At 72.1% G+C, this 20,390-nt stretch carries 15 protein-coding genes and 1 pseudogene; 8 read left to right on the top strand and 8 right to left on the bottom strand.

What is annotated here, in order from left to right; genetic code table 11:
- Positions 1–12 precede the first annotated feature (12 nt).
- Positions 13–984 (bottom strand): heme o synthase, encoded by a 972-nt coding sequence (locus ACH4ZX_RS21930; RefSeq protein ID WP_398275159.1) that lies wholly within the window; start codon positions 982–984, stop codon positions 13–15.
- A 338-nt stretch (positions 985–1,322) separates the two neighbouring features.
- Here ACH4ZX_RS21930 and tkt point away from each other — a divergent pair, with 338 nt between their 5' ends.
- Genes tkt through pgl form a run of 5 tightly spaced genes read left to right on the top strand, consistent with a single transcriptional unit; the run spans position 1,323 to position 8,064 of the window.
- A complete protein-coding gene (tkt, locus tag ACH4ZX_RS21925; protein ID WP_398275156.1) occupies positions 1,323–3,410 on the top strand; it encodes a transketolase in 2,088 nt (695 codons plus the stop codon).
- 32 nt (positions 3,411–3,442) lie between these two features.
- Positions 3,443–4,561 carry a transaldolase gene (gene tal / locus ACH4ZX_RS21920; protein ID WP_398275153.1) on the top strand — a complete coding sequence of 373 codons (1,119 nt, stop codon included), beginning with the start codon at positions 3,443–3,445 and terminating at the stop codon, positions 4,559–4,561.
- Positions 4,562–4,565: 4 nt separating this feature from the next.
- Entirely contained in the window at positions 4,566–6,098 is a 1,533-nt protein-coding gene (gene zwf / locus ACH4ZX_RS21915; RefSeq protein ID WP_360758954.1) for a glucose-6-phosphate dehydrogenase, read from the top strand.
- Entirely contained in the window at positions 6,095–7,285 is a 1,191-nt protein-coding gene (opcA, locus tag ACH4ZX_RS21910; RefSeq protein WP_398275150.1) for a glucose-6-phosphate dehydrogenase assembly protein OpcA, read from the top strand. Before zwf ends, opcA begins: the two co-directional genes overlap by 4 nt.
- Positions 7,282–8,064 (top strand): 6-phosphogluconolactonase, encoded by a 783-nt coding sequence (gene pgl, locus ACH4ZX_RS21905; RefSeq protein WP_398275147.1) that lies wholly within the window; start codon positions 7,282–7,284, stop codon positions 8,062–8,064. Before opcA ends, pgl begins: the two co-directional genes overlap by 4 nt.
- 65 nt (positions 8,065–8,129) lie before the next feature.
- Here pgl and ACH4ZX_RS21900 read toward each other — a convergent pair whose 3' ends face one another.
- From ACH4ZX_RS21900 to ACH4ZX_RS21880, 5 genes are all read right to left on the bottom strand, one after another.
- Complete coding sequence (locus ACH4ZX_RS21900) at positions 8,130–8,969, bottom strand: carbohydrate ABC transporter permease (RefSeq protein ID WP_398275144.1); 840 nt, start codon at positions 8,967–8,969, stop codon at positions 8,130–8,132.
- Positions 8,966–10,330 carry an ABC transporter permease subunit gene (locus ACH4ZX_RS21895; protein ID WP_398275141.1) on the bottom strand — a complete coding sequence of 455 codons (1,365 nt, stop codon included), beginning with the start codon at positions 10,328–10,330 and terminating at the stop codon, positions 8,966–8,968. The genes ACH4ZX_RS21900 and ACH4ZX_RS21895 overlap by 4 nt, the downstream gene beginning before the upstream one ends.
- A gap of 6 nt (positions 10,331–10,336) precedes the next feature.
- Entirely contained in the window at positions 10,337–11,665 is a 1,329-nt protein-coding gene (locus ACH4ZX_RS21890) for an ABC transporter substrate-binding protein (RefSeq protein ID WP_398275494.1), read from the bottom strand.
- A 38-nt stretch (positions 11,666–11,703) separates the two neighbouring features.
- Positions 11,704–13,326, bottom strand: a complete 1,623-nt coding sequence (locus ACH4ZX_RS21885; protein ID WP_398275138.1) for a glycoside hydrolase family 13 protein — start codon at positions 13,324–13,326, stop codon at positions 11,704–11,706.
- 176 nt (positions 13,327–13,502) lie between these two features.
- Positions 13,503–14,771: an ABC transporter substrate-binding protein gene (locus ACH4ZX_RS21880; RefSeq protein WP_398275135.1), complete on the bottom strand. Its 1,269-nt coding sequence runs from the start codon at positions 14,769–14,771 to the stop codon at positions 13,503–13,505.
- A 123-nt stretch (positions 14,772–14,894) separates the two neighbouring features.
- Here ACH4ZX_RS21880 and ACH4ZX_RS21875 point away from each other — a divergent pair, with 123 nt between their 5' ends.
- The 3 genes from ACH4ZX_RS21875 to ACH4ZX_RS21865 are packed head-to-tail and all read left to right on the top strand — an operon-like array spanning position 14,895 to position 18,476.
- Complete coding sequence (locus tag ACH4ZX_RS21875; protein ID WP_360758937.1) at positions 14,895–15,410, top strand: PadR family transcriptional regulator; 516 nt, start codon at positions 14,895–14,897, stop codon at positions 15,408–15,410.
- On the top strand, positions 15,407–16,156 hold the full coding sequence (locus tag ACH4ZX_RS21870; RefSeq protein WP_398275131.1) for an ABC transporter ATP-binding protein: 750 nt from the start codon (positions 15,407–15,409) through the stop codon (positions 16,154–16,156). Before ACH4ZX_RS21875 ends, ACH4ZX_RS21870 begins: the two co-directional genes overlap by 4 nt.
- A 40-nt stretch (positions 16,157–16,196) precedes the next feature.
- Positions 16,197–18,476 carry an FtsX-like permease family protein gene (locus ACH4ZX_RS21865; RefSeq protein WP_398275128.1) on the top strand — a complete coding sequence of 760 codons (2,280 nt, stop codon included), beginning with the start codon at positions 16,197–16,199 and terminating at the stop codon, positions 18,474–18,476.
- 73 nt (positions 18,477–18,549) lie between these two features.
- Here the strand turns inward: ACH4ZX_RS21865 and ACH4ZX_RS21860 are convergent, their stop codons facing one another.
- Both ACH4ZX_RS21860 and ACH4ZX_RS21855 read right to left on the bottom strand, forming a co-directional pair.
- On the bottom strand, positions 18,550–19,449 hold the full coding sequence (locus tag ACH4ZX_RS21860; RefSeq protein ID WP_398275125.1) for a hypothetical protein: 900 nt from the start codon (positions 19,447–19,449) through the stop codon (positions 18,550–18,552).
- A 122-nt stretch (positions 19,450–19,571) separates the two neighbouring features.
- Positions 19,572–20,390: pseudogene (locus ACH4ZX_RS21855) on the bottom strand (glucose-6-phosphate isomerase); the annotation flags it as partial.

Raw genomic sequence — 20,390 nt, 5'->3', positions numbered from 1 at the left:
GCGTGACGTACGTCAGCGCAGGAAGGGGTCGATCGCCACGGCCACGAACAGCAGGGACACGTACGTGATCGACCAGTGGAACAGGCGCATCTCCTTCAGCTTCGCGCCCGTCACCTCGGCCTTGGCCCGGTTCTGCAGCGCGTGCGCCTCCCAGAGCCACCAGCCGCCCGCGGCGAGGGCCACGGCCGTGTAGAACCAGCCGGTGTAGCCGAGCGGCGTCAGCAGCAGCGAGACGGCCACCATCACCCAGCTGTAGATCACGATCTGCCTGGCCACCACCTTGTTGGAGGCGATGACCGGCAGCATCGGCACGCCCACGCGCGCGTAGTCCTCCTTGACCTTCATGGACAGCGGCCAGTAGTGCGGCGGCGTCCAGAAGAAGATCACCAGGAAGAGGACGACCGGCGCCCAGGAGAGCGAGTCCGTCACGGCCGACCAGCCGATCAGCACCGGCATGCAGCCCGCGATGCCGCCCCACACGATGTTCTGCGCGGTACGCCGCTTGAGCAGCATCGTGTAGACGACGACGTAGAAAAGGAGCGCTCCGAGTGACAGCCAGGCCGACAGCCAGTTGACGGTGAACCCGAACATCAGCGTCGAGACGACGGCCAGCGTGATGCCGAAGGCCAGGCACTCGCGCGGGCTGACCATGCCGGTGACCAGCGGGCGCTGCGAGGTGCGGTCCATCAGCGCGTCGATGTCGCGGTCGATGTACATGTTCAGCGAGTTGGCGCCGCCCGCGGAGAGGTAGCCGCCGACGCAGGTGAGCAGGACCAGCTTCAGGTCCGGAACGCCCTGCTGGGCGAGGAACATCACCGGAACGGTGGTGATGAGCAGGAGCTCGATGATCCGCGGCTTGGTCAGCGCCACGAACGCCTTGACACGGGCCCCGAACGGCCGGCGGCTCGACTTCTGGCTGGCATCGAGCACCACCCCCGCTGGACGGGATTCGACGGCCGTCACGCACACCCCTGACAGAGACATCCCAGCGAGCCCCCACCATGTGAACCGTAGGTAAAGGCCCGCGCGTACCACGCCACTGTAGACGTTGCCCAGACCCGGGCATCCGCGGGGGTCCGGTCGTGTCCGGCGGCGCGCCCGCACGAGCGGAACCCCGCCGCTTTGAGCGCACGGACGAGCGGCTGCGTATTCAGTTGCCGAACGCGCCACGGCGCGGCTGGGAGACGGACGCCATGGACTCCCGGCAGTCTGGAGCGACTCGAAAAGACGCACGTACCTACGGGGGTAGGCTCGACAACGGCCGGCGCCCGATGCACCGGCTATCGACATGCGTGACATGTGGAGAGGAGCCCTGACCCAGGGTGAGCACCAAGCCGACCACCACAGACCTCGAGTGGACCGAGTTGGACCAGCGGGCCGTCGACACCGCCCGCGTCCTGGCCGCCGATGCCGTACAGAAGGTCGGCAACGGCCATCCGGGTACGGCGATGAGCCTGGCGCCCGCCGCCTACACCCTCTTCCAGAAGGTGATGCGGCACGACCCGGCCGACCCGGACTGGGTCGCGCGTGACCGCTTCGTGCTGTCCGCGGGCCACTCGTCCCTGACCCTCTACACCCAGCTGTACCTGGCCGGTTTCGGTCTGGAGCTGGACGACCTGAAGTCGTTCCGCACCTGGGGCTCGAAGACCCCGGGTCACCCGGAGTACGGGCACACCAAGGGTGTGGAGACGACGACCGGCCCGCTGGGCCAGGGGGTCGCCAACGCGGTGGGCATGGCGATGGCCGCCCGCTACGAGCGCGGCCTGTTCGACCCGGAGACCCCGCAGGGCGAGTCCCCCTTCGACCACTACGTCTACTGCATCGCCGGCGACGGCTGCCTGCAGGAGGGCATCTCCGCGGAGGCGTCCTCGCTGGCCGGCCACCAGAAGCTCGGCAACCTGATCCTGCTGTGGGACGACAACCACATCTCGATCGAGGGCGACACCGAGACGGCCGTCTCCGAGGACACCGTCAAGCGGTACGAGTCCTACGGCTGGCACGTGCAGCGCGTCGCGCCGCAGGAGAACGGCGACCTCGACCCGGCCGCCATCCACGAGGCGGTCCAGCAGGCCAAGGCGGTCACCGACCGGCCGTCCTTCATCGCGATGCGCTCGATCATCGCCTGGCCGGCCCCGAACGCCCAGAACACCGAGGCCGCGCACGGCTCGGCGCTCGGCGACGACGAGGTCGCCGCCACCAAGCGGGTCCTCGGCTTCGACCCGGAGCAGAGCTTCGAGGTCTCCGACGAGGTCCTCAAGCACACCCGCCAGGCCCTGGAGCGGGGCCGTGCGGCGAAGGCCGAGTGGGAGAAGTCGTTCCAGCTGTGGCGTGAGCACAACCCCGAGCGCGCCGCCGAGTTCGACCGCGTCCAGGCGGGCGAGCTGCCCGCGGGCTGGGAGGAGAAGCTCCCGGTCTTCGAGACGGGCAAGGGCGTCGCCACGCGTGCCGCGTCCGGCAAGGTGCTGCAGGCGCTCGGCGCGGTGATCCCCGAGCTGTGGGGCGGCTCCGCCGACCTGGCCGGCTCCAACAACACCACCATCGACAAGACGTCGTCGTTCCTGCCGGCGGGCAACCCGCTGCCGGAGGCCGACCCGTACGGCCGCACGATCCACTTCGGCATCCGCGAGCACGCCATGGCCGCGGAGATGAACGGCATCGCGCTGCACGGCAACACCCGGATCTACGGCGGCACCTTCCTCGTCTTCTCCGACTACATGCGCAACGCGGTGCGGCTGTCGGCGCTGATGCACCTGCCGGTGACGTACGTGTGGACGCACGACTCCATCGGCCTCGGCGAGGACGGCCCCACCCACCAGCCCGTCGAGCACCTGGCGTCGCTGCGCGCGATCCCCGGCCTGAACGTCGTCCGCCCGGCGGACGCCAACGAGACCGCCATCGCCTGGCGCGAGATCCTCAAGCGCCACACCAAGGAGTTCGGCAAGGGCGCCCCGCACGGCCTCGCGCTGACCCGCCAGGGCGTGCCGACGTACGAGCCGAACGAGGACGCGGCCCGCGGCGGCTACGTGATGTTCGAGGCCGACGGGGGCGAGCCGCAGGTCATCCTGATCGCCACCGGTTCCGAGGTGCACGTCGCCGTCGAGGCGCGCGAGCGGCTGCAGGCCGACGGGGTGCCGACGCGGGTCGTGTCCATGCCGTCCGTGGAGTGGTTCGAGGAGCAGGACCAGGGGTACCGGGACAGCGTTCTGCCGCCGCACGTGAAGGCGCGTGTCGCGGTGGAGGCGGGCATCGGACTCACCTGGCACAAGTACGTCGGGGACGCCGGTCGCATCGTTTCGCTGGAGCACTTCGGTGCTTCCGCCGACGGCAAGGTCCTCTTCCGCGAGTTCGGTTTCACCGCCGAGAACGTGACTGCCCAGGCGCGGGAATCCATCGCCGCCGCCCAGCGCTGACGCTCACATACGACACGTAGGAGATGTATTCCATGACAGACGCACTCAAGCGCCTCTCCGAGGAAGGCGTGGCGATCTGGCTGGACGACCTGTCGCGCAAGCGGATCACGTCCGGCAACCTCGCCGAGTTGATCGACCAGCAGCACGTCGTGGGCGTCACCACCAATCCGACGATCTTCCAGAAGGCGATCTCCGAGGGCGACGGCTACGACCAGCAGCTGTCGGACCTCGCCGCCCGCAAGGTCACCGTCGAAGAGGCCATCCGCATGATCACCACGGCGGACGTCCGGGACGCCGCCGACATCCTGCGGCCGGTCTTCGACGCCACCGACGGCCAGGACGGCCGGGTCTCCATCGAGGTCGACCCGCGACTGGCGCACGACACCCGGGCGACGATCGCCGAGGCCAAGCAGCTGGCCTGGCTGGTGGACCGGCCCAACACCCTCATCAAGATCCCGGCCACCGAGGCGGGCCTGCCGGCGATCACCGAGGTCATCGGCCTCGGCATCAGCGTCAACGTCACGCTGATCTTCTCGCTGGAGCGGTACCGCAAGGTCATGGACGCCTACCTGGCGGGCCTGGAGAAGGCCAGGGAGCGCGGCCTGGACCTGTCGCGGATCCGGTCCGTGGCGTCCTTCTTCGTCTCCCGCGTGGACACCGAGATCGACAAGCGGCTCGACGCCCTGGGCACCGACGAGGCCAAGGCGCTGCGCGGCCGGTCGGCGCTCGCCAACGCGCGGCTGGCCTACCAGGCGTACGAGGAGGTCTTCGCCTCCGACCGCTGGCAGCCGCTGGAGAACGCGGGCGCCCACAAGCAGCGTCCGCTGTGGGCGTCGACGGGCGTGAAGGACCCGGCGTACAAGGACACCCTGTACGTCGTCGACCTGGTGGCGCCGAACACGGTGAACACCATGCCGGAGGCCACGCTGCTGGCCACCGAGGACCACGGCGAGATCACCGGCGACACCGTCGCCGGCACCTACGAGCAGGCCCGCGCCGACCTCGACGCGGTGGAGAAGCTCGGCATCTCCTACGACGACGTGGTCCAGGTCCTGGAGGACGAGGGCGTCGAGAAGTTCGAGGCGTCCTGGAACGACCTGCTCAAGTCCACCGAGGCGGAGCTGGAGCGCCTCGCCCCCGCGGAGGGCTGAGATCTTGACACCTGTACACGGAGCGAACCCGCTTCGTGACCCCGCAGACCGACGGCTCCCGCGCATCGCGGGGCCGTCGGGTCTGGTCATCTTCGGCGTCACGGGCGATCTGTCGCGGAAGAAGCTCATGCCGGCCGTGTACGACCTCGCCAACCGGGGTCTGCTGCCGCCCGGCTTCTCGCTGGTCGGCTTCGCGCGCCGGGAGTGGCAGCACGAGGACTTCGCGCAGGAGGTCCACGACGCCGTCAAGGAGCACGCGCGGACGCCGTTCCGCGAGGAGGTCTGGCAGCAGCTCATCCAGGGGATGCGCTTCGTCCAGGGCACCTTCGACGACGACGACGCGTTCGAGCGGCTGCGTGCCACCATCGACGAGCTCGACAAGGCGCAGGGCACGGGCGGCAACTTCGCGTTCTACCTGTCGGTGCCGCCGCGGTCGTTCCCGGTGGTCATCCAGCAGCTGAAGAAGCACGGTCTGGCCGACCAGGAGAACGGCTCGTGGCGGCGGGCGGTCATCGAGAAGCCCTTCGGCCACGACCTGGAGTCCGCCAAGGAGCTCAACCAGGTCGTGCACGAGGTCTTCGCGCCCGACCAGGTGTTCCGCATCGACCACTACCTGGGCAAGGAGACCGTCCAGAACATCCTGGCGCTGCGCTTCGCCAACACCATGTTCGAGCCGATCTGGAACCGGTCCTTCGTGGACCACGTGCAGATCACCATGGCCGAGGACATCGGCATCGGCGGCCGGGCCGGCTACTACGACGGCATCGGCGCGGCCCGTGACGTCATCCAGAACCACCTGTTGCAGCTGATGGCCCTGACCGCCATGGAGGAGCCCGCCTCCTTCGACGCGGACGCGCTGGCCGCGGAGAAGACCAAGGTGCTCGGTGCGGTGCGGCTGCCGAAGGACCTGGGCCGCGACACCGTGCGCGGGCAGTACGCGGCCGGCTGGCAGGGCGGTGAGAAGGCGGTCGGGTACCTCCAGGAGGAGGGCATCGACCCGCAGTCGAAGACCGACACCTACGCGGCCCTGCGGCTGAACATCGACAACCGCCGCTGGGCGGGTGTCCCCTTCTACCTGCGCACCGGCAAGCGGCTGGGCCGCCGGGTCACCGAGATCGCGGTGGTCTTCCAGCGGGCGCCGCACTCCCCGTTCGACACCACGGCGACGGAGGAGCTGGGCCAGAACGCGATCGTCATCCGCGTCCAGCCGGACGAGGGCGTCACCGTCCGCTTCGGCTCGAAGGTGCCGGGCACGTCGATGGAGATCCGGGACGTGTCGATGGACTTCGCCTACGGCGAGTCGTTCACCGAGTCCAGCCCGGAGGCGTACGAGCGGCTGATCCTGGACGTGCTGCTGGGCGACTCGAACCTCTTCCCGCGCACCGAGGAGGTCGAGCTGTCCTGGAAGATCCTCGACCCGATCGAGCGGTACTGGGACACGCACGGCAAGCCGGCCCAGTACCCGTCGGGGACGTGGGGGCCCGTCGAGGCGGACGAAATGCTCGCACGAGAGGGACGGAGCTGGCGCCGGCCATGAAGACAGACCTCACGGACACCACGGCCAGCAAGATCAACAAGGCGCTGGTGCAGGGCCGCCGGGCCATCGGCACACCCGCCGTCGGCATGGTGCTCACGCTGGTCATCGTCACGGACGAGGAGAACGCCTACGACGCCCTGAAGGCGGCCGGCGACGCCTCGCACGAGCACCCCTCGCGCACCCTGGTGGTCATCAAGCGCGTCTCGCGCACACCCCGCGACCGCACGTCGTCCCGGCTGGACGCCGAGGTGCGGGTGGGCGCGGACGCGGGCACCGGCGAGACGGTCATCCTGCGGCTGTACGGCGAGGTCGTCGACCACGCCCAGTCGGTGGTGCTGCCGCTGCTGCTGCCGGACGCCCCGGTGGTGGTGTGGTGGCCGGTGAACGCGCCGCTCGACCCGGCGAACGACCCGCTGGGCGCGCTGGCCCAGCGCCGGGTGACGGACACCTACGCCGCGGAGCAGCCGGTGAGCGAGCTGGCCGCCCGCGCCGACACCTACACCCCCGGTGACACGGACCTGTCGTGGACCCGCATCACGCCGTGGCGTTCGATGCTGGCGGCGGCCCTGGACCAGGTCACCTGCGAGGTGAAGGCGGTCGAGGTGGAGGGCGAGGAGTTCAACCCGAGCTGCGAGCTGCTGGCGATGTGGCTCGCGGACCGGCTGGACGTCCCGGTCCGGCGCTCGCTGTCGAGCGGGCCGGGGCTGACGGCGGTCCGCATGTCCACCGACTGCGGTCCGATCGTCCTGGACCGGGCCGACGGCTCGCTCGCGACGCTGTCCATACAGGGCCAGCCGGACCGTGCGGTGGCGCTGAAGCGCCGCGACACGGCCGAGCTGATCGCGGAGGAGCTGCGCCGGCTCGACCCGGACGACACCTACGCGTCGGCGCTGCGGTACGGGGTGGAGCGGCTGAACGCGGTGGCGGCCGCGACGGCGGCGTTCGCCCCGGACGCGCCTGGGACGGATGCCGGGCGCTCCGGCGCCGGGGACCCCAAGGGCGCCGGTAACGCCGGTAACGCCGAGGACGCCGGTAACGCCGGGGACTCGGCCGCCGCCGACTCCGGTGCCGGCCGGCCGGCCAAAGGAGAACCGGTCGCCGTCGGGACCCCCGTCGAGGACGCCGCGAAAGGTCCCGCGAAGGAAGCGGCGGCGCAGGCACCGGTGACCAGGGCGGCGGTGAAGTGAGCGCTCCGCAGCTGGTCGTGCACCGCGACAAGGAACTGATGGCGCAGGCCGCCGCGGCCCGCCTGGTCACGAAGATCGTCGACGCGCAGGCCTCCCGGGGCTACGCGTCCGTGGTCCTGACCGGCGGCCGCAACGGCAACGGACTGCTGGCCGCCCTCGCGGCCGAGCCCGCCCGGGACGCCGTCGACTGGAGCCGGCTGGACCTGTGGTGGGGGGACGAGCGCTTCCTGCCGGAGGGCGATCCGGAGCGCAACGTCACGCAGGCCCGCGAGGCCCTGCTGGACGCGGTGCCGCTGGACCCGAAGCGGGTGCACGCCATGCCGGCCTCGGACGGCCCCTGCGGCACCGACGTGGACGCCGCCGCGGCCGCGTACGCCGAGGAGCTGGCCCGGGCGGCGGCCCCCGAGAACCACGCGCCGGTGCCCGCCTTCGACGTGCTGATGCTGGGCGTCGGCCCGGACACCCACGTGGCCTCGCTGTTCCCCGAACTCCCCGCGGTACGGGAGACGGAGCGCACGGTGGTCGGCGTCCACGGCGCGCCGAAGCCGCCGCCGACCCGGGTGACGCTGACGCTCCCGGCGATCCGCTCCGCCCGCGAGGTGTGGCTGCTCGCGGCGGGTGAGGACAAGGCAGAGGCCGCGGCGATGGCCCTGTCCGGCGCGGGCGAGATCCAGGCCCCGGCGGCGGGCGCCCGCGGCCGTGCCCGCACCCTGTGGCTGCTGGACGCCGCGGCGGCCTCCCAGCTGCCGCGGTCGCTGTACCCGCCGGCGCTCGCCTGAGAGCGGACCTACCGGCGGACGTACCCGGACGGGGTGCGGTGAGGATGTCCTCGCCGCACCCCGTCTCATTTCACCGACCCGGCCATCACGCCCTGCACGAAGTGCCGCTGGAAGGCGAAGAACACCACCACCGGGACCACCAGGGACACGAACGCGCCTGGCGCCAGGACGTCGATGTTGCTGCCGAACTGCCGTATCTGGGACTGGAGTTCCACCGTCAGCGGCTGCGAGGAGCTGTCCGCGAACAGCAGCGCCACCAGCATGTCGTTCCACACCCACAGGAACTGGAAGATGGCCAGGCTCGCGAGCGCCGGCCGGCCCACGGGCAGCACCAGGCGGGTGAAGATGCGCCATTCGCCGCCGCCGTCCATCCGGGCCGCCTCCAGCATCTCCTTCGGCATCTCGGCGAAGTAGTTGCGCAGCAGGAACACCGCGAACGGCAGCCCGTAGGCCACGTGGAAGAGGACGACTCCCGGGATGGTGCCGAACAGGCCCAGCTCGCCGAAGAGTTTGGCGACCGGCAGCAGTCCGATCTGCACCGGCACCACCAACAGGGCCACCACCAGCAGGAAGAGCGGATCCCGCAGCGGGAAGTCCAGCCAGGCGAAGGCGTATCCGGCGAGGGCCGCGATGCCGACGACGAGCACCGTCGTCGGCACCGAGATCAGCACGGTGTTCCAGAACGCCTGGGTGATCCCCGCGTTCTTCAGCAGCGCCGTGTAGTTGTCGAAGGACAGCTCACCGGGGCTCGCCAGGGCCGTCCACCAGCCGCCCTTCGCGGTGTCCCGGGCCGAGCGCAGGGAGGAGAGGAACAGGCCGGCCAGCGGGGTCAGCCAGACCAGGCCGATCAGCACCAGGAAGGCCTGCACGAGGCCGTTGCTCACAGAGCGCCGCAGGGCGTTCATCGCTGGCTCCTTCGGAAGCGGCGGACGTTGAAGACCATGGCGGGGATCACCAGGAGCAGCAGCAGGACGCCCAGCGCGCTGCCCAGCCCCTGGTCGTTGCCGCCGCCGAAGGACACCAGCCACATCTGGGTGGCGAGCACGGTCGCGTCCTCCTGCACCGGCCCGGGCGCGATGACGTAGACGAGGTCGAAGACCTTCATCACGTTGATGACGAGGGTCACGAAGACGACCGTCAGCACGGGCGCCAGCAGCGGCACCGTGATGCGCCGGAAGATCTGCCACTCGTTCGCGCCGTCCATCCGGGCCGCCTCCAGCGCGTCCCTCGGCAGCGTCGCGAGGCCCGCGCCGATCAGCACCATCGCGAACCCGGTCCAGATCCACAGGTAAGCCCCGATGATCGCCGGCGTGACGAGCGCCGGGCCGAGCCAGGACACTCCGTCGTAGGGCGGCGCGAAGTTGGCGGCGGGCAGCCGCACGGCGTACGGGCCCTCGTCCAGGCCCGCGAAGCGGAAGGATCCGTCGGAGGCGGTGGTCGCCGACGCGACCGTCCTGCCGTCGCGCACCGCGTCGACCCGCATCCCCGGCAGCCCGCTCTCGCGCCGGTCGACCTTGCCCTGTTCCCCTCCCCCGCCGGGCGTGAAGTCCAGGTAGACGACGCCGCGCAGGTCGCCGGGTGCTGCCTGGCGCCCGGCCGCCGGGTACGCGGGCCGCGCCCCGCCGGGGACGTCGGCGGGGCGTACCCCGACGAGGCCCAGCGTCACCGTGTCCCCCGGCGAGACGCTCGCGCTCGTCCGGTAGGAGCCGTCCGCCTCCTTGGTCAGCCCCTGGCCCTCACGCGCCCGCGCCGTCGGGTAGGACGACGTGCCGGTGAAGGCGTCGTGCACGGAGACCACGGCCGCGTTCAGCACGCCCTTGTCCGGGTCCTCGTCGTAGGCGAGGCGGAAGATGATGCCGGCGGCGAGGAAGGACACGGCCATCGGCATGAACAGCAGCAGTTTGAAGGCGGTGGCCCAGCGGACCTTCTCCACCAGCACCGCGAGGATCAGGCCGAGGCCGGTCAGCAGGGCCGGGGCCACGACGACCCAGACGGCCGTGTTCCGTACGGCTTTGAGGGTCGCCGGGTCGCGGAACATCTCGGTGTAGTTCTCGCCGCCGACGAAGCGGGTGCCGGAGGCGTCGAAGAAGCTGCGGCCGACCGAGAACAGCACCGGGTAGACGACGAGCGCGCCCAGCAGGAGCAGCGCCGGGAAGGCGAACAGCAGGGCGACGGCGCGGGCCCGCCGCCGTGCGCGCCGGACGCGCTCGGCGCGGGCGGCGGGCGGCCGCGGACTCGCGGTCTCTTTCACCAGGGTCGCGGTCATGGCGGGTCAGTCCCGGTAGGCCTTGGCCGCCGCGGCTTCCAGCTTCGCCGCGGTCCCCTTCGGGTCCGACGGGTCGCGCAGGAAGTCCTGCAGCAGCTTCCACTCGCCGGCGCCCTTGGTGCCGCCGAAGGCGGCGGGCGCCTGGTCGGACATGTCGAAGCGGACCGAGTCACCGGCCGCGACCAGGGACTTGGCGGTGGCGCGCGTGACGTCGTCGCCGTACTCGGCGAGGTCGAGCTTCTTGTTCGGGGAGAGGAAGCCGCCCGCCTTCGCCCACACGGCCGCGGCCTCGGGGGTGGCCAGGTACTCCAGGAGCTTCATGCCGGCGTCGGCGTTCTTGCCGTCCTTCAGGACGACGGCCGCGTCGCCGCCGCTGACCACCGGGGCCTTGCCGCCGCCGACGGCCGGGAAGGGGAAGAAGTCGGCGTCCTCGCCGATCGCCTTGCCGAACTGGTCCTTGGCCACGCCGGCGACGAAGTCGCCCTCGTAGACCATGCCGGCGTCGGGCTCGGGGCCGAAGACCTTCTCCACCGAGCCGGGGAAGTCGGTGTTGAGGGCCTCCTTCTGCCCGCCCGCCACCAGCTGCTTGTCCTTGAAGAGCTTGCCGAGCGTACCGAGCGCCTCGACGACCGAGGGGTCGGTCCACTTCAGCTCGTGCGCGGCGAGGGCGTCGTACTTCTCCGGTCCGGCCTGGGAGAGGTAGACGTTCTCGAACCAGTCGGTGAGGGTCCAGCCGTCCTGCCCGGCGACCGAGAAGGCGGCGAGACCCGAGTCGGAGACGGTGTGCCCGGCCTTGAGCATCCCTTCGAAGGTGGTCGGCGGCTCGACGCCGGCCTGGGCGAGGGCGTCGGGGCTGTACCAGACCGTCGACTTGTGGGCGGCCTTGAAGTACAGGCCGTAGAGGCGGCCGTCCACGCTGCCGTACTCCTTCCAGATCGGGGCGTAGCCCGCGTCGACCGCCTTCTCGGTGGTGGCGGACAGCGGCCTGAGCCAGCCCTCCTTCGCGAACTGCTGGACCACGCCGAGCTGCGGGACCATCACCACGTCCGGGGCGTTGCCGCCCTCGATCTTGCTGCCGACGACGGTGGAGACGTTGTCCCCGGTGGACACGAACTGGGTCTTGGCGCCGGTCTTCTCGCTGAACGCGTCCAGCACCTTCTGGAAGTTCTTCTGCTCGTTGCCGGACCAGACGCCGGCCACGGTGACCGTCTGGCCGCTGAGCGCCTTGTCCCCGCCGCCCGCCGAGACCGGTCCGCCGCCTCCGCAGGCGGTCGCGCCGAGCGCCAGGGCGAGGGCGGTGCAGCTCGTGAGCAGGGTGGTACGTCGTCGCATCATCATCGATGTTCCTTCGTGGGTGGAGTGGTGACGGTGGGTCAGAGGTCGCCGAGCCACCAGGCCGCTGTCGAGCCGGACAGCACGCCGGCCGGACAGGGGCTGCTGGACAGCAGGGGGGTGCCGGGGACCGGCGCGGGGGTGGGCGCCGTGCCGAAGTTGACGGCGCAGACGAGGCCGTCGCCACGGCCGAAGGCGAGGACGCCGGGCGGACTGTCCAGCCAGCGCAGCGTGCCCTCGCCCAACTGCGGCAGCCGTGACCGCAGGTGCAGGCCGTCGCGGTACAGGTGCCAGAAGGAGCGGGTGTCGGCGAGGGCGCGGTCGGTGGCGTACTCGGCGAAGTACTCCGGCTGCGGCAGCCAGGGCCGCGCGTCCTCGGCGCCGGAGGTGAAGCCGAACGGCGATGCCTGCCCGGACCACGGCAGCGGCACCCGGCAGCCGTCGCGTACCCGGGCGCGGCTGCCGGTGCGGCGGAAGATCGGGTCGGTGAGCACGTCGTCCGGCAGGTCGACGACCTCCGGCAGGCCCAGCTCCTCGCCCTGGTAGACGTACGCGGCGCCGGGCAGCGCCAGCATCAGCAGCGCGGCGGCGCGGGCGCGTGCGGCGCCGAGGCCGCTGCCCTGCGGGGTGGGTTCGCCGTAGCGGGTGACGGTGCGGACCTGGTCGTGGTTGTTGAGGACCCAGGTGACCGTGGAGCCGGTGCCGGCGATGTCCCGCATGGCCTCGGCGATGACCTTGCGGAAGGCGTCGGCGTCCCAGGGGGCGCTGAGCAGGTCGAAGAAGAACGCCTGGTGCAGCTCGTCCGCGCGGACGTACCGCGCGTGTTCGCGCGCGGTCGGCACGGAGACCTCGCCGACCAGCAGCCGCTCGCTGCCGTCCCGTGCCGCGTACTCCTCGCACAGTGACCGCCAGCGGCGCCACACGCCGTGCACCTCGGGCTGGTTCCAGGCGAGCGGGTTGACCGAGTCGCGGGTGCGGGCGTCGGCCTCGGGGTCCGGGGAGTCGGGCAGCTCGGGGTGCTTGAAGAGGCCGGCGGCCACGTCGATGCGGAAGCCGTCGACGCCCCGGTCCAGCCAGAAGCGCAGAACCCGGTCGAACTCGGCGGGGACGTGGGGGTGGCGCCAGTTCCAGTCGGGCTGCTCGGGCGTGAACATGTGCAGGTACCACTGCCCGGGGCGGCCGTCCGCCTCGGTCACCCGGGTCCAGGCCGGGCCGCCGAACATGGCGTGCCAGTTGTTGGGCGGCTCGGCGCCGTCCGGGCCGCGGCCGTCGGCGAAGTGGAACCGTGCGCGGGCCCGGCTGCCGGGCGGCGAGGCGAGCGCCTCGCGGAACCAGGGGTGCTCGCTGGAGCAGTGGTTGGGGACGATGTCCAGCAGCACCTTGACGCCGAGCCGCCGGGCGGCCGCCACCAGCCGGTCGAACTCGGCGAGGTCGCCGAAGACCGGGTCGACGTCGCAGTAGTCGGCCACGTCGTAGCCGTGGTCGTGCTGCGGGGAGGGATAGAAGGGGCTCAGCCAGATCCCGTCGACACCGAGCTTCTTCAGGTACGGCAGTCCGGCCCGGACGCCGGCCAGGTCGCCGACGCCGTCGCCGGTGCTGTCCAGGAAGCTGCGGACGTACACCTGGTAGATCACCGCGTCACGCCACCAACGATGCCTGTTCAACCCATTGGCCTGTCTCTGCGGAGGGGGAGGGGTAGTCGTTATGCATGCATGTTAGGTAGCGATGCCGCAGCGATGTCAACGAAAAGTCGTAAGCTACCGAAGAGTCAGCCCTGCATATGGGCATAAATCAGACCAGAAGGGCCGCAAGAAAATCGGGTTCGATACTTAACAAGTATCTAGCGATCGCGGATGGCGGCGAGTTCGCGCGCCAGCCGTCGCACCGCGGCCTCGGGCGTCATGTGCCCGGTCATCGCGTCGTGCACGACGGCCTGCACCACCAGGCTCACCTGGTCGTAGCGCGGGCTCTTGGGGCGGGCCTTGGCGGCGAGCACGCTCTCCCGCAGGGTCGGCAGGTACGGGAACCGCCGCACCAGTCCGGGGTCCTCGTACAGCGCGGCGCGCACCGGCGGCAGGGCGCCGCGGGTGAGGACCTGGCGCTGGACGGGCTCGCTGGTGAGGTACGCGATCAGCCGGGCGGCCGAGTCGGGGTGGCGGGCATGCGTGCTGACGGCGAGGTTGGAGCCGCCGAGGACGCCGGCCCCCGGCCCGTCCGGCCCGGGCAGCGGCACGGCGCCGACCTTCCCGGCGACCGGCGAGCCGGCGGCCGACGCGACGACGTACGCGTAGGGCCAGTTGCGCAGGAAGAGCAGCCGGCCGTCCTGGAACGCCTGCTTGGACTCCTCCTCCTTGTACGTGAGCGCCTCTTTCGGTATCCAGCCCTCGCGGACGCCGCGGGCCAGGAACCCGATCCCCTCGCGGGCCGCCGCCGAGTCCACCGTGACGCGTGCGCCCTCGTCGCCGAGGATGGTGCCGCCCGCCGAGTAGACGGCCTCGGCCGCGTTGACGGTGAGCCCCTCGTACGGCAGGAACTGGCCCGCGTAGCCGTCGAGGCCGTGCCGCGGCGCGATGGTCTTCGCGTCGTGCTCCAGCTCGGCCCAGGTGCGCGGCGGCGGGACGCCCTCCGCGGCGAGGACGTCCTTGCGGTACAGCAGCAGGCCGGCGTTGGTGACGTACGGGACGGCGTACAGCTGCCCGTCGTAGGTCGCCGTGTCCTGCACCGGCCGCAGGAAGGTCTTCAGCGGGAAGCGGTCGCGCGGCAGCGGGCGGATCCAGCCGGCGGCCGCGAACTCCGGGGTCCAGTTGACGTCGATGTTGAGGACGTCGAACCGGCTGCGGCCGCCGCCGCGCAGGTCGGTGGCCATCTGCGCGTGCGTCTCGTCGGCGGAGTCCGGAAGCTCGACGAGCGTGACCTTCTCGCCGGGGTGGGTGCGGTTCCAGCCCTCCAGGAGGGGACCGAGATACCCGGTGAGGTCCCCGGCGGTGGCGAACGTCAGGGGCCCGCGGCCCGCGCTCTCCTCGCCGGCCCGCGCGCCCCCGGCGGCGTAACCGGCCACGACCACGACGAGAACGAGGAGGCCCCTACCCGCGGCACGCGCCCACCGCATAGGTTCCTCCTTGCACACCCGGCTCCGGCCGCCCTCGCCCGCAGTCAGAGGCCATGTATACCTGTTAGGTATGCGCGATACTAGAGCCTGGCCCACATTCACCAGGACAGGAGGACAGCACACGTGCGCCTGCACCTCCTGGCACTCCTGGCGCGTGGTCCGGCCCATGGTTACGAGCTCAAGCAGGACCTTGAGCAGATGCTGGGCTCCGCGTACCCTCAGCCGAACGTCGGCCAGATCTACGTCACCCTCGGCCGCCTCGAGAAGCAGGGACTGATCGAGGGCGAGGACGTCGAGCAGTCGAGCCGGCCCAACAAGAAGGTCTACCACCTCACCGACACCGGGCGGGAAGCGCTGCGCGCCTGGTTCGAGGAGCCCGAGGACGAGCCGCGGGTGCGGGACGAGTTCTTCATGAAGCTGGCGCTCGCCCCGCGGACCGGACTCGCCGACCAGGTCGCCCTGATCAACAAGCAGCGGCGCCAGTACCTGAACACCATGCGCCGACTGTCGAAACTGGCCGCCGCGGAAGACCGGGACAACCGCATCGCCCACCTCCTGATCGAGGGCGCGATGCTGCACCTGCAGGCCGACCTCGACTGGCTGGAGCGGTGCCAGGAGGAGCTGGAGGAGCTGGAATGAACGACGGTCCCGCTCCCGTGCTGCGCGCCGAGGGGCTGGTGAAGACGCATCACGGCGAGGGCGCGCCCGCACACGCGGTGCGCGGGGTCGACCTGCGCGTGCGCCGGGGCGAGTTCGTGGCGGTCACCGGCCCGTCCGGTGCGGGCAAGTCCACGCTGCTGCACCTGCTCGGCGGACTCCAGCGCCCGGACAGCGGCAGCATCTGGCTGGACGGCGAGTGCACGGACGCCTACAGCGAGGCGCGCTGGGCCGTGGAGCGCCGGAGGCGCATCGGGATCGTCTTCCAGTTCTTCAACCTGGTCTCCGGCCTGTCGGTCGCCGACAACGTGGAACTGCCGGCCCTGCTGGCCGGCGTCCCGCCGAAGCAGGCGCGCGCCGCGCGGGAGGAACTGCTGGCCGAACTGGGACTCGCCGGCAAGGAGCGCAGCATGCCGGGCGAGCTGTCCGGCGGCGAGCAGCAGCGGGTCGCGCTGGCCCGGGCGCTCGTCAACCGTCCGCCGCTGCTGCTCGCCGACGAGCCCGCCGGCAGCCTGGACAGCAGGGGCACCCGCGAGGTGATGCGGCTGCTGTCCCGCTTCCACCAGCGCGGCCAGACGATCGTGCTGGTCACCCATGACGCCCGGCTGGCGAGCGCCGCGGACCGCGTGATCAGCTTCTTCGACGGGCGGATAGCCGACGACGCCGAACTGGACGGGACGCCCGCCCCCGGCACCGGCATCTCCGGCGTGCTGGAGCTCAGGGACTGACATGCGGGCCGACGACGACCGGCGAAGGGGCTGAGGCCGCGTGCGAGCCACACTGCGCTGGGCGCACTCCGATCTGCGCACGCACCGCGGCGAGGCACTGTTCCTCGTCCTCGCCACCGCCGGGATCGTGACGTCCCTGCTGCTGGCCACGGCCCTGTTCGGGTACGCCACCAACCCCTGGCAGCGCGTCTTCACGCAGGCGCGCGGCGCGCATGTGTGGATCCACACCGGCGAGTCCGCAGCGCTGCGCGAACTGGCCCGCCTGGACGGCGTCGAGTCCGTCGCCGGCCCGTACACCACCGAGTCCGCCACCCTCGCCTCGCGCGGCGCCCGCGCCTCCGTCGAACTGCGCGCCACCCCGGCACGCCCCGCCGTCGGCCGCCCCCTGCTCGTCTCCGGCCGCTGGCTGCGGCCCGCCCAGCCCGACGGCGTGGTCCTGGAGACCCGCCTCGCCCGTGCCCTGCTGGCCGGCCCCGGCGACACCCTCACCCTGCCCGGCACCGCGCGGACGCTGACCGTGCTGGGGGTGGCCGACAGCGCCGAGCCGCGCTACCGGCCGGGTGAGCAGCCCGGCCTCGTCTGGGCGCCGCCCTCCGCCGTGCGCGCCCCGACCGGCCAGGTCATCGGGCTGCGCCTGACCGACCCCGGCGACACGGACTACGCCGTCCAGCGCGCCGTCACCGTCCTCGGCGCCGGCGCCATCGGCGAGGTGTCCACCTGGCAGCAGGCACGCGCCGAGGCGCAGGGCGACAGCCGGCTGCTGGGACAGGTGCTGGCGCTGTTCGGCCTGGGCGCGCTGGTCGCCGCCGGGCTCGCCGTGCACGGGGCGATCGCCACCCGCATCCACGGCCACCTGCGGGACATCTCGGTGCTCAAGGCGATCGGCTTCACTCCGGGCCAGGTCGTCCGCGTCTTCCTGCTCCAGCACGTCGCCTACGCCCTCCTCGGCGCGGCGGCCGCGGCCGCGCTCACCCAGGCTCTGGGCAGCCGTGTCCCGGGGCGGCTCGGGGACGCGGTGGGGGTGTGGCAGGGGCTGCCGGGGCACACCGCCCTGCTGTTCGCGGTGCCGGCGGGGGCGGTGCTGTTCATCGGCGCGACCACCGGGCTCGCGGCGTGGCGGGCGGGGCGGGTGCCGCCGGTCCCGGTGCCCCGGCCCGCCGCAGCAGGCGGGCGGCTGTCGGGCGCGGCCCGCCGGGCGCTCGGGCTGCGGCTGCCGCCGGCGCTGGTCCTGGGCTGGCACAAGGCGTTCACGCGCCGTCCGCGCTCGCTGGCGACGGTGGCCCGCCTCGCGCTGCCGCTGCTGCTGATCGTGGTGGCGATGAGCGCGTGGACCACCATCGACCGCATCCACGGCAGCCCGGAGCGGATCGGCCTCGCCGCCGCGCTCACCGTCCACGCGGACGCGGGGCTCGGGGACCGGGACGCCCGCGCCCTGCTGGACCGCGATCCACAGGTCGCCGCCGCCTACCCGGGCGTGGAGGTGGCCGCCCTGGTCCCGGGCCAGACCGCGACGATCGCCCTGCGCGGCCTCGGCACCCGCCGGGAGCCGTACCCGTTCGCGCTGGCCGAGGGCCGCGCCGCGCGCGGCGACGACGAGGCGGTGGCCGGGCAGGGGCTGCTCGACCTGCTGGACGTCCACGTCGGCGACTGGGTGCGGATGACCGTGGGCGACCAGCCGCAGATCCTGCACATCGTCGGCCGCAGCATCGAACCGGAGAACGCCGGCCGGGTCATCTCCACCTCCCTCGACACCCTCCGCGAGAACGACCCCCGTCTCGCCCCCTCCCTGTACCAGGTACGGCTGCACCCCGGCGCCGACCCGCGCGAGGTCGCCAGCCGCCTCACCGCCGCCGGGCACGGGCACCTGGAGGTGCACGCCGTGACCAACCCGGCCGACGGTCTGTCGGCGTTGCGCGGGGTCGTCGTCGGGCTGGTCGCCGTGCTGGCCCTGATCGGCCTGATCGAGCTGCTGACCGCGATCGGCGGCACCGTGCGGGAGGGTGAGCGCGACCTGCTGGCGCTCAAGGCGATCGGCCTGTCACCGCGTCAGATCACCGCCGTCACCGTGACGGCCACGGGCTGCACCGCCCTGGCCGCCGTCGTCGCCGGTACGCTCCTCGGCGCGCCGCTGGCGCACTGGCTGATCGACCGGCAGGGCCGGTCGAGCGGCATCGGCGCCGGTGTCGCGCAGGCGCCCTCGCCGCTGCTGCTGGTGCTGTTCGGTACCGGCGCCGTGCTGGGCGCGGTCGCGGTCGCCGCGTTGCCGGCCTCCCGCGCGGCCCGGCGGCGGCTGGCGGACACGCTCGCCGCGGTGGCCTGAGCCAGGCCCCGCCGCGGCCCGCCGCGCCCCACCGCGCCGGTCAACCGCCGTGCGGACGCCGCGGGTCGTGCGGTCAACCGCCGTGCGGACGCCGCGGGTCGTGCGGTCGGCCGGGGGCGTACGGGTTGCGCGGGCCCGGCGAGTAGGGGCTCCGCGGGTGGCCGGGGGCGTACGGGTTGCCCCAGCCCGGCGTCGGGCCGCCGGGCGCGTGCGGCGGTCGTGGGGGCAGCGGCGGCAGGGTCGCCGGGTGGGCCGTGAGCCGGATGCCGTACCGCTGCCGCAGCCGGCGCAGTTCCAGCAGGGAGATGGCCGTGACCGTCACGGGGGCGCCCAGGACGAAGACCACGCCCAGGGTGAGGCTCATGCCGTGCAGGTTGCCGGTGAGGAGGTCCGGGACGGCCATCAGCCAGGTCGTCACGGTCGCCAGCAGCGGCGGCAGGCAGCGGTGCACGGCGGCGGTGCCGAAGAAGTTGCCGGTGAGCCGGACCGCCCCCGCCATGACGAAGAGAGCCGTCCACAGCCCGGCCAGGGTCAGCAGCAGCTTCGCGACGATCCCGAACGCGTCGCCCAGCTTGAACAGCAGCAGCGTCAGCAGGAGCGAGCCGACGAACAGCAGCAGCAGTTTCAGCGAGTTGACCAGCGGCACCCGCAGTTGCCCCACCGAGCCGGTGCGCCGCCAGACGAAGAGCATCGCGCCGACGGTCAGGGGCGTGAGGAAGAACAGCACCGCGGAGGCGGTCGCCGCGTTGTCCAGCATCTCGTCGACGGCGAAGCCGCCCTGGACGTAGGTGTAGACGCCGAGGGCCGCGACCGCACCGGCGATCACCCGCACCCGCTTGAGGCGCTCCACCGTGGGGTCGAGCGCCTCCGGTATCCACGTCGGATGGAACACCGCACGCGCCACGCCGTGCGGCTTCAGGAACGACCGGGCGGTCAGCGTGCTTCCGGTCCAACTCCCTTGTGCTCGGCTCACGTTGCACTCCCCCGGGCGACCGTCGTGGTGATCGCCCGGGAGTCTACGGGAACCGGAAGCGGGCGCGCCGCACGCTCACCGGCGCCGCGGCGCCGGTGCCGGCCGCGCCCGCCCGGCCGCTGTCACCCGCGCCCGCGCAGCCGGCGGTAGGTGGCGGCCAGGGCCTTGCTGGACGCGTCCAGCCCCGGCACCTCGGCGCCTTCGGTGAGCGCGGGTTCGACGCGCTTGGCGAGCACCTTGCCGAGCTCGACGCCCCACTGGTCGAAGGAGTCGATGTTCCATACGGCGCCCTGGACGAACACCTTGTGCTCGTAGAGGGCGATGAGCTGGCCGAGCACGGACGGGGTCAGTTCGCGCGCCAGGATCGTGGTCGTCGGGTGGTTGCCCCGGAACGTCTTGTGCGCGACCAGGTCCTCCGGCACGCCCTCCGCGCGGACCTCGTCCGGCGTCTTGCCGAAGGCGAGGGCCTGCGTCTGCGCGAAGAAGTTCGCCATCAGCAGGTCGTGCTGCGCCTTCAGCTCGTCGCCGAGCTCGGCGACCGGCTCGGCGAAGCCGATGAAGTCCGCCGGGATCAGCTTCGTGCCCTGGTGGATCAGCTGGTAGTAGGCGTGCTGCCCGTTGGTGCCCGGCGTGCCCCACACCACCGGCCCGGTCTGCCAGTCGACCGGCTCGCCGTCGCGCTGCACCGACTTGCCGTTGGACTCCATGTCCAGCTGCTGGAGGTAGGCGGTGAACTTCGACAGGTAGTGGCTGTAGGGCAGGACGGCGTGCGACTGGGCGTCGAGGAAGTTGCCGTACCAGATGCCCAGCAGGCCGAGCAGCAGCGGGACGTTGGACTCGGCGGGCGCGGTGCGGAAGTGCTCGTCGACGATGCGGAAGCCGTCGAGCATCTCGCGGAAGCGGTCCGGGCCGATGGCGATCATCAGGGACAGGCCGATGGC

Origin of the sequence: Streptomyces sp. NPDC020490 (genome assembly GCF_044335305.1) — a bacterium.
GTDB lineage: Bacteria > Actinomycetota > Actinomycetes > Streptomycetales > Streptomycetaceae > Streptomyces.
The sequence above is the reverse complement of the archived record's forward strand: the minus strand, read 5'-3'. Positions and strand labels throughout refer to the sequence as shown.

Excerpts from the sequence above, each read along its gene's own strand:
- ACH4ZX_RS21930 (WP_398275159.1), bottom strand. The coding sequence starts at position 984 with ATGTCTCTGTCAGGGGTGTGCGTGACGGCCGTCGAATCCCGTCCAGCG.
- tal (WP_398275153.1), top strand. The coding sequence starts at position 3,443 with ATGACAGACGCACTCAAGCGCCTCTCCGAGGAAGGCGTGGCGATCTGG.
- opcA (WP_398275150.1), top strand. The coding sequence starts at position 6,095 with ATGAAGACAGACCTCACGGACACCACGGCCAGCAAGATCAACAAGGCG.
- ACH4ZX_RS21900 (WP_398275144.1), bottom strand. The coding sequence starts at position 8,969 with ATGAACGCCCTGCGGCGCTCTGTGAGCAACGGCCTCGTGCAGGCCTTC.
- ACH4ZX_RS21895 (WP_398275141.1), bottom strand. The coding sequence starts at position 10,330 with ATGACCGCGACCCTGGTGAAAGAGACCGCGAGTCCGCGGCCGCCCGCC.
- ACH4ZX_RS21890 (WP_398275494.1), bottom strand. The coding sequence starts at position 11,665 with ATGATGCGACGACGTACCACCCTGCTCACGAGCTGCACCGCCCTCGCC.
- ACH4ZX_RS21880 (WP_398275135.1), bottom strand. The coding sequence starts at position 14,771 with ATGCGGTGGGCGCGTGCCGCGGGTAGGGGCCTCCTCGTTCTCGTCGTG.
- ACH4ZX_RS21870 (WP_398275131.1), top strand. The coding sequence starts at position 15,407 with ATGAACGACGGTCCCGCTCCCGTGCTGCGCGCCGAGGGGCTGGTGAAG.